This window comes from Mesobacillus sp. (assembly GCF_049588175.1).
Lineage (GTDB): Bacteria > Bacillota > Bacilli > Bacillales > Cytobacillaceae > Mesobacillus.
Genome location: NZ_JBAVFI010000261.1, coordinates 1 through 1,984 on the forward strand (window position 1 = coordinate 1; position 1,984 = coordinate 1,984).

Genomic DNA, 1,984 nt, shown 5'->3' on the forward strand with positions numbered 1-1,984 from the left:
GCTTGAAACATTTCTTAAGGGGCTATATGGCCGGAGACATTTCCTTTGGCAAAAAGCGGCCATGCTAAAACTGAATGATACAGATAAAAAATTGGCACAAGAAGCACTTCTGCATTTGAAACAGGAACTGATCGGCCAGCTTCAGCCTATTCTCGATGAAACCAAGATGATGCAACAAAAGTATCAGAGAGAGATGAACGAACAGACTGCCAAGCTTACTTTCCTGCAAAACCAGCACGCACAAAAGATAGTCTCAGCAGTAATGATTCCAAATGCAAAGGAATTGCTTCATGAAAAAGAAGCCAAAGCGTTTGAACTGCAAACCAAGATAGAGCAATATGGGCAAGCCGAGCTGCGGGTTAAAATGAATCGCCAAAAACGGGAACAAGAATCTCTCCAGCTGCAGGAAGCAAAGCAGAAACAAACCGAAATCGGAGTCAGTCTTGCAAATCTCTCCAGCATAATGAAAGAAAAAGTAGCTGAACAAGCGCCACTAAATGAAATCCTTTCTTTAGAGCCTGAAAAGGAGCACGAAGAGGTATTAAAGAAGCTGGCGAGCGTTTCTTTTACGCGGGAGTCGTTGAAACAGGAAAAGCAGGGACTACCGCTGTTCCAGGAAGTCCAGGGAATGTGGCAGTCCTTGCTAAAAGAAGCAAATGACCATGACCTGAATGAAATCCGAAAGCTTTATGTGAAGCATGCAAATGTAATTGGAACAACATGTGTTGCCTCCGCCCGCAAAGATTTCATTGAAAGCTACCCGATTTTTGACGTTGTCATTATTGACGAAGTATCAAAAGCAACCCCGCCGGAGCTCCTTTTGCCGATGCTGAAAGGGAAAAAAATCATTCTGGTCGGCGACCATCATCAACTGCCGCCTCTTTTGGGGAACGATACACTGGAGGAAACGCTGCAGGAAATGGCGGAAGAAAGTGAAGACTTTGAAGGAAAAGCTGAACTTAAAAAGCTATTAAATGAGTCGCTGTTTGAGCGATTGTTTAAAAACTTGCCGAAAAACAATAAAACGATGCTTGCTATTCAATATCGGATGCATGAAAACATTATGGAAACGATAACGCCATTTTATATGCAAGAAAACGAACAGCTCCAATGTGGCTTAATCGACTCCGATATGGATCGTGACCACAAGCTGGCATCAATGCACATCCAGCGGAACAATCATCTCCTTTGGCTCGATATGCCGAACGAGCCTTTATTTTTCGAAGAAAGAATGAAAGGCGGAAAAAGCCTGTACAATCCGGCTGAATTGAAAAGGATTGGCGAATTGCTGAAGGAATTGGATGATGCAAGTGCTGAGGCAAAGCGAGCTGGAAGAATGGAAACCAATGAGAAAAAAAGCATTGGAGTTATTAGTTTTTACGGAGAACAAGTGAAAAGGATCGACCGCATGCTTCAACAGGAGTTGCATTTGCCCCACTTAACCATCCGCACAGGGACAGTGGACAGATTCCAGGGCATGGAGATGGATGTGATTCTGTTAAGTATGGTGCGTAATCATGATAATAAGCAGGATGATATCGGGTTTGCCAAAGACTATCGCAGGCTGAATGTGGCATTGTCGAGAGCAAGAGAGCTGCTTGTGATGGTTGGCAGCACGAAGATGTTCACCGAGCGGACGAAACATAGGGATGCAAGAAAAATGTATACTCACGTTTTTGAAACTGCCAAAAAGCAAGGTGGATTGCGAACCCTTGAAGAGGTGGGTATGAATGGATAAATTAAAAAAGCAGCTACATGCGAATTTACTTAAAAATCCAGCTGTCCAAATCAAGAAAGCGGTTATCTGGCAATTCCCGATGACCATTTATACTGTGGCGTTTAATCGTGTAAAACGTTCTAAAATGGACATTCTCATGAAAATGATGCTGCTCACTATTGATAAGGCCCAAATCCATCGCGCAGCCAATTTAGCTCAACTGCTGCTGGTCGAGGAGCTGTTCATTGAAGATTTACTGAAGAAAAT

Annotated in this window: 1 protein-coding gene and 1 pseudogene; both read left to right on the forward strand. The window is 43.3% G+C overall.

Features of this window, described 5'->3' with window-relative positions; translation table 11 throughout:
* A partial coding sequence (locus tag WB217_RS06380; RefSeq protein WP_423991735.1) for a DEAD/DEAH box helicase occupies nucleotides 1–1,738 on the forward strand: 1,738 nt, incomplete at its 5' end.
* A pseudogene (locus WB217_RS06385) lies at nucleotides 1,731–1,984 on the forward strand (hypothetical protein); the annotation flags it as partial. The gene WB217_RS06380 and the pseudogene WB217_RS06385, both read left to right, overlap by 8 nt.